This is a genomic window from Acinetobacter gerneri DSM 14967 = CIP 107464 = MTCC 9824 (genome assembly GCF_000368565.1).
In the GTDB taxonomy this organism is placed as follows: Bacteria; Pseudomonadota; Gammaproteobacteria; order Pseudomonadales; family Moraxellaceae; genus Acinetobacter; species Acinetobacter gerneri.
This window is the reverse complement of the sequence record NZ_KB849548.1, coordinates 1-5,977: the sequence shown is the minus strand read 5'-3', so window position 1 is coordinate 5,977 and position 5,977 is coordinate 1. Positions and strand designations below refer to the sequence as shown.

General features: G+C 33.9%; 6 protein-coding genes. 4 read left to right on the top strand and 2 right to left on the bottom strand.

The window, feature by feature from the left end:
• The first annotated feature begins 438 nt into the window (after positions 1–438).
• Positions 439–723 (top strand): hypothetical protein, encoded by a 285-nt coding sequence (locus F960_RS17905; protein WP_004869137.1) that lies wholly within the window; start codon positions 439–441, stop codon positions 721–723.
• A 236-nt stretch (positions 724–959) separates the two neighbouring features.
• Here F960_RS17905 and F960_RS17900 read toward each other — a convergent pair whose 3' ends face one another.
• Positions 960–2,723 (bottom strand): AIPR family protein, encoded by a 1,764-nt coding sequence (locus F960_RS17900; RefSeq protein WP_004869135.1) that lies wholly within the window; start codon positions 2,721–2,723, stop codon positions 960–962.
• A gap of 382 nt (positions 2,724–3,105) precedes the next feature.
• On the opposite strand from F960_RS17900, the gene F960_RS17895 reads away from it, so the two are divergent.
• The 3 genes from F960_RS17895 to F960_RS17885 are packed head-to-tail and all read left to right on the top strand — an operon-like array spanning position 3,106 to position 4,228.
• Entirely contained in the window at positions 3,106–3,381 is a 276-nt protein-coding gene (locus tag F960_RS17895) for a type II toxin-antitoxin system RelB/DinJ family antitoxin (RefSeq protein ID WP_004869132.1), read from the top strand.
• Positions 3,359–3,688: a type II toxin-antitoxin system YafQ family toxin gene (locus F960_RS17890; RefSeq protein WP_004869129.1), complete on the top strand. Its 330-nt coding sequence runs from the start codon at positions 3,359–3,361 to the stop codon at positions 3,686–3,688. The genes F960_RS17895 and F960_RS17890 overlap by 23 nt, the downstream gene beginning before the upstream one ends.
• A gap of 24 nt (positions 3,689–3,712) precedes the next feature.
• Positions 3,713–4,228, top strand: a complete 516-nt coding sequence (locus tag F960_RS17885) for a plasmid replication DNA-binding protein (RefSeq protein ID WP_004869127.1) — start codon at positions 3,713–3,715, stop codon at positions 4,226–4,228.
• A gap of 101 nt (positions 4,229–4,329) precedes the next feature.
• Here the strand turns inward: F960_RS17885 and F960_RS17880 are convergent, their stop codons facing one another.
• Positions 4,330–5,316, bottom strand: a complete 987-nt coding sequence (locus tag F960_RS17880) for a coiled-coil domain-containing protein (protein WP_004869123.1) — start codon at positions 5,314–5,316, stop codon at positions 4,330–4,332.
• Positions 5,317–5,977: the final 661 nt, after the last annotated feature.

Genomic DNA, 5,977 nt, shown 5'->3' with positions numbered 1-5,977 from the left:
GCAGTACGTGTGGTAGGAATAAGTGTCACTGGCGTATTGTAGCTATAGTCGAAAGGCTAAACCGCTTACAGGGGAACTTCACATAGGCGGAGCGTGAGGAGTAGTTGCATTGGACTGTTAAGTTGCATGTTGGGGAAACCCTCGCAGAGATACAGCCGTGTAGCGGCAGGGAGCGCGTGGAGAGAGGTGCAAAGCCTTTAGTCCTTGTCTGCATAGTATGCAAAGCTATGTGCGGATACGACCGATGCGTGGCTCCGTCAGCCCAATCAGGTTATTCGGCAATACTTAAGGGATGATGATTTTTTTTAAAATCACGCCCTTAGGGTGAGTATTGCCGAAACTCACTCAACGTTCACCATCAGCCCTAAGCGAAGCGAAGGCTGTGGTGATGTTGAATGAGTTGAGATCATTTAATTAAATACTTTTTTGAGTAATTTTATGTTTAATCTTCCTAGAGTTACATCTTCTTTTTCTTTACGAGGAGATGATAATTTTATTTCAGTTAAAGATTTTCTTTTATTATATGAAAACTTTGTTTTCTTTAGTTATCAGGGAAACCATGGTGTTGGTTATTGTAAAGAATTGACCTTGAGTGATGATCCTTTACTAGTTATTTATTCAGTTGAACTTGAGCAGAAATTTAGGTCATTGAAGTTAAGTAATTTCGATTTTATTAAATCAAAAAGTTCAGATGATTTAAGAATTTTTTTTGAATTCGCATAAGAAACTTATGTTAAATAACTTTGAATAGGGAATATAGGGGCTTTTTTGTAGATGAAAAAGACAAAAAATTGATGCTGATTTTGTCAAAGTAATAGTTCTATTTATGTAAATTGATAATATTTTATATGAGCTACGTAAACAGCTAGATAGATTGCCCTAAATTATTTATAGACTCCTAGTATTTTGAATATTATCCAAAACCGCTCATAAAGAGCGGTTTTTTCTACCATGTATTTTTAATCTGCTTGTAATCTATATTCAAAATTTGTTTGGTTCATCGCTAAAGTATCCATGAGCTTTTTATACTGATCTTCTCCCCCATCCATATAACTAAGCATGTCTATATAGTTTTGTATTGCAAAATTAATATCATTTAGACTTTGTTTTGATTTAATCCAATTTTGAGGACTAAAAATTCCATTGTTAGGAATTGTTCTAGTAGAAGCTGATTTTAATGCAGAATTAAGACAACTTGCTGTCATTTTAATAATTTGCTCTACCATATTGGCTGTATTTGCATTAGTCCAAGTTACATAAGGCTCAGGCACTCTATCTTGTTGATTATTAGCAATTGAGAACATAATAGAGATTGCATATAAATGATGGAAAGGTGCATATGCCTTCATTGATAAAAGAGTTTCATTTAGTCTGAGAGGGTTACTTTCAACCCAGTATTTTTTGATTGTTGTCATCCATAAATTTAAAGCCTGAATATTTTCTGGTTTGTAATCTCTTTTAAATAGGATTTCAAAATATTTATCAAATATTTTGGTTTCACCATATGAAATATTTGGGCGTTGGGAATGCCAAGCAATTAAATATTTTCCTAAATCAGATAGATCAATAACATAGTTTTTATCCTTGTCTGAAGGTGCTACTTCACCACGCTTCGTAATAAAATATCCTTGTGCATATTTTTGTTCAAATTGGCGTTTTAAGTTTAGAACCCTTTTATCATTACTTCTTAAATCTCTAGGTTTCACTGCACTTTGAGAGTTGGTATTGATACTAATTAGATCTGCTCTATCTCTTTGTGGAATTTCATAGAATCGAAATAAGACATAAGTTTCTTCAAGTTTTTTAACTGTTTCACTACAGCTTTGAATTGTATTTAAAGACTGGCATCCATTAACAACGCTCAATCCATACATTTTTAATTGATTATTTTCCAAATCCATTCTGTCACAGATAGCTGTGATGCCATTATGGAAAAAGAAAAAGTCCTTATGCTTATCACCAAGTAGAGTTTGTCTAATTTTTTTATTTACAGTATTACTATTACCTAAGCTTTGTCTTACATTTTTTTGGAAGAGGGAGCCATCTTTAATTCCCTGTATTTTTACAACTTCCTTTAATGGAATTGCACCAACGACAACTTTAGTTCCAGCTAATTCTATGTCCATGAACTGACTATCAGATAAATCTAAAGTGTAATTAATTTGAGGATTATCTGTTTCCAGTGCTAATTCATACCGTCTAGTTAATTCAGCTTCATCGACTAAAGAAATAGTTGCATCAAAATCTTCATTTTCTGAAATTTCTGCTAGGCTTTTTTGGAATGTTTCTAAGTCTTTTTTTGCAGAATCAGTTAAGTTACTTGTTGTGATTAATTCAAAATTAACTTCGTACTCATCTTCAAAAGCTTTTGCAACTTCAGCGAGTTTGACTTGTAATTTTGCATTTGACACCTGTTGTAATTTTACTAAATCTCTTAATTGAATCCATGAAGATAAAACTTCTCTTAGTGGCTCAGCATCTATTTGATTGCCGGAGGTAAATTTTCCTTGGATTATGTGAATTAACTGTTTTTCATCATCAACTACAATTGCATCTATTTGCTTATCATCTGCACCATCAGTAATAGCATCTTTAGTTTGATTTCTATCTTGCTTTAAAATATTGAATAAATACCAAGCTACGAATCTTTGACCATCATTTGCATAATTTTGGACGTAGTAATCGGCTTTAATTTCATTAAGGATTTTTTCATAAATAGACATATTTGAACAAACATCATTTTAATTCGTAAGGTTATGATAATGAATAAAAAGAATATGAATAGCTTAATAGTCAATTTTTTATGAATGAGCAAAATAATGCTTATCCCATTTTATAGTTTTTCTAAAATTAACATAATGCACGTTATACGAAATGCTTTTTTTTATTTCATATAATTCATAGTCTTATGTCGATATAAAAAGCCTAAGTATGCCTACTTGGGCTTTTTTATGGATTATTCACGTTCCACGCCTAATTAGTGAGCAATGTTCCACGACTTTGATTAGCTAAATTTACCAATAAGAATTTAATGCAGGCGTTTTATCACATTAATAATATGTTATCATGTATCTCAATTGAGTTACATAACATTAAGGTGAAGACATGACTTCTCAAACCTCAATGCTACACGTTCGAATTGATGATGATACCAAGCTTCAAGCACAGCAGGCTTTAAAATCAATGGGTATGTCTGTATCTGATGCTGTACGAATCTTTTTAACTCGTGTTGTAGCAGAACAAGCAATACCATTTGATGTCCGTGTACCGAATGCTAAGACGATTTCTGCTTTGAATGAAGCAGATGAACTGATCCAAGCGAAAAAAGCCCGTTTTGAAACTGTAGAAGACTTGTTTAATGACCTCGAAAAAAACAGCTAAATCTAAACGTGCCGTTTTACCTCGATCATCGGACTATACCAAAGAGTTTCTAGCAGATTGGCAAAGGCTTTCTCGTAGCGGTCGCTATGACATGGTAAAGCTCAAGGAAGTCATGATGCTGTTAATCGCTAATGATGAACCTTTAGGCGCAGAATGGCTTGATCATGCTTTAAATGGCAATCAGTGGAAGAATTGCCGTGAATTGCATGTTGGTGGTGATTTCTTACTGGTTTATCGCATTGAATCGTTGTCTAAGTTCGAGATGATTGTTTTTGTCCGAGCAGGAACACACAGCGAATTGTTTTAAACATTAAATTATCAGGAATAGCTTATGTCCTTACTGACCATTGTTGAAGCATCAAAACAGTTTAAGGTGGGACGTACCACAATTTATAAAGCGATTAAACGTGGTGATCTAACACCACAAAAAAATAATGATGGTGTACAAGTTATTGATGCTCAGGACATGATTCGAGTGTTTGGTTCATCGAAAAAATCTGTTTCTCCCACTATTTCCGAAAACAGTACTCAACCTGTTTCTGGAAACAGCGGAAACAACGAGGATTTATTGAGAGAATTACGTGAACAAGTTAAAGAATTAAAACAGGACAAAGAGTTCCTAAAGCAAGAGATATCAAGTGTTAGAAAAGATTTCGATGACTATAAACTGATGATTACATACAAGGGAAACTTATCCAGTGTAGAAACAGTGGAAACAGTACCCGAAACAAGTAGAAACAGTTTTGAGGAACAGGAAAAACAGCCTAAGGAACAGGCAGAAACAGCGATTGATGAGCCAAAAATAGAAGAAAAAAAAGGATTCTTTAAAAGATTATTTGGTGCTTAGGCATATCCTAGTTTCATAACGTTCAAAATTGCCCTCAAATTTCTTGTCGCAAGATTCTCGACTTTTGAATATGGTGAATACCATATTCAAAAGCATCGAGATTAAATAAACAGAAAAACTAACAGAACAAGGCTCATAAACATAAAGCCATAGGCAAGAAACCTATCCTTTTTAGCGCTTATTTCGCTATTAGACAGCTCATTCGCAGTTTCCCTAAGTAATCCCTCATTTCTTTTTAAATCGCTCTGTAATCGCTTTATATGCAGTTTCATGGCAACAATAGGATTAAGCATCTGCGGATCTTCTTCTACCAACTCTGCGGTACGTTTTTGTTGAAGGGCGGTTTCTGTTTCTGAAAGTTTTGAAGATAGAGTTTTATTTTCAGTGGTCAATTGAACGATTTTTTCTTTTAAGCGTTGAATAGCGGACTGATCCTGAGGTAAAGAGCTAACTCTTTGCTTAGACTCCTCCAGTTCTGCCTGAATTAAATCAAAATCATGTTTCAGTTTTTCATTTTCTGCTTGTAGGATTTCAATCTTCTCATTTGCTTCTTCATGTGGCTTTGCAAGGCTTTCACAGCGTCGTTCTAAGCTCAGAATGGTCTGAAAAAAGTCATCATTTTTTTCTTCTAATTCTCTAAATTTCTGACGAACATTATGAAGTCCTTTATACCGTTCTAAATTTTTAAAGCGAGCTTCACCATCTAAAAATTTATCTTCTAATATCCGATTACGATCCTTTAGGCACTCGTTTTCAACGTCAAAATGTAAATTACGTTCTAAGACACGTTCTAATCTGCGTTTCAGATTTTGTATTTCATGATTTTTTTCTGCTAGGCGATCATTTTTGCGTTCAAGTCTATTCTGTAGGTTGTCATTTACTTTTTTATACGTGGACTCATCTTCCGAAAATTCTTTTAAGTAGCGACTTAACAACGATTCTGACAAATCAAAGGGCATATTTTGCTGTTCTGTTAGGTGTTGAATAACGGCTTGATGAGTAGAACCTTGCTTTTTTAAGCGTAGAATTTCTTCTAAATGATTTCTAAGCCATTTTTTCTTATTAAAAACAGAACGTTTTTTGTCCACTTAAACACCTTAATTTAAAACGCCCTAAAATCGGTGAAAAACCGATTTTAAAAACCGATTTTAAAAACAGATACACCATACGCACCTTACAGGATGCCGATAAAAACAGGCAGAAAATATTTTAAAATATAATCAGTATAAGTATATGATTTTTAAAATATATATGTGATGAATTTTGTTTATAAATGTACCAAAAATTTCATATTTTAATATAAGTTATTGATTTTATTATTATTGAGTTTTTAATGGTGATTTAAGTATTGGTAAATTCAAAGAATAGCGAAGTAGAAATGAAAAAAGCCACTTGTCAAACAAGTGGCTTTTCCCATATATTCAGCGGTACGCAGTTATTTGATGCTACAACATCGAATAACGAAGATCATAAGGTTTGGCGACCGTTATGATTTCACGCAAAGGCTTGTACCTGAACTCCATTTTCACAGCAAAATGAATTTAGATCAAGACTCAAAATGATAAGTCTTCGTTAATTTAGTGTTTCTGTTCATCAAATAAGCATCTTAGATCGAGCTTTGCCCGCTTCTGTGTGTCCGTTTTACGGTCGGCATGCAGTACGTGTGGTAGGAATAAGTGTCACTGGCGTATTGTAGCTATAGTCGAAAGGCTAAACCGCTTACAGGGGAACTTCACATAGGCGGAGCGT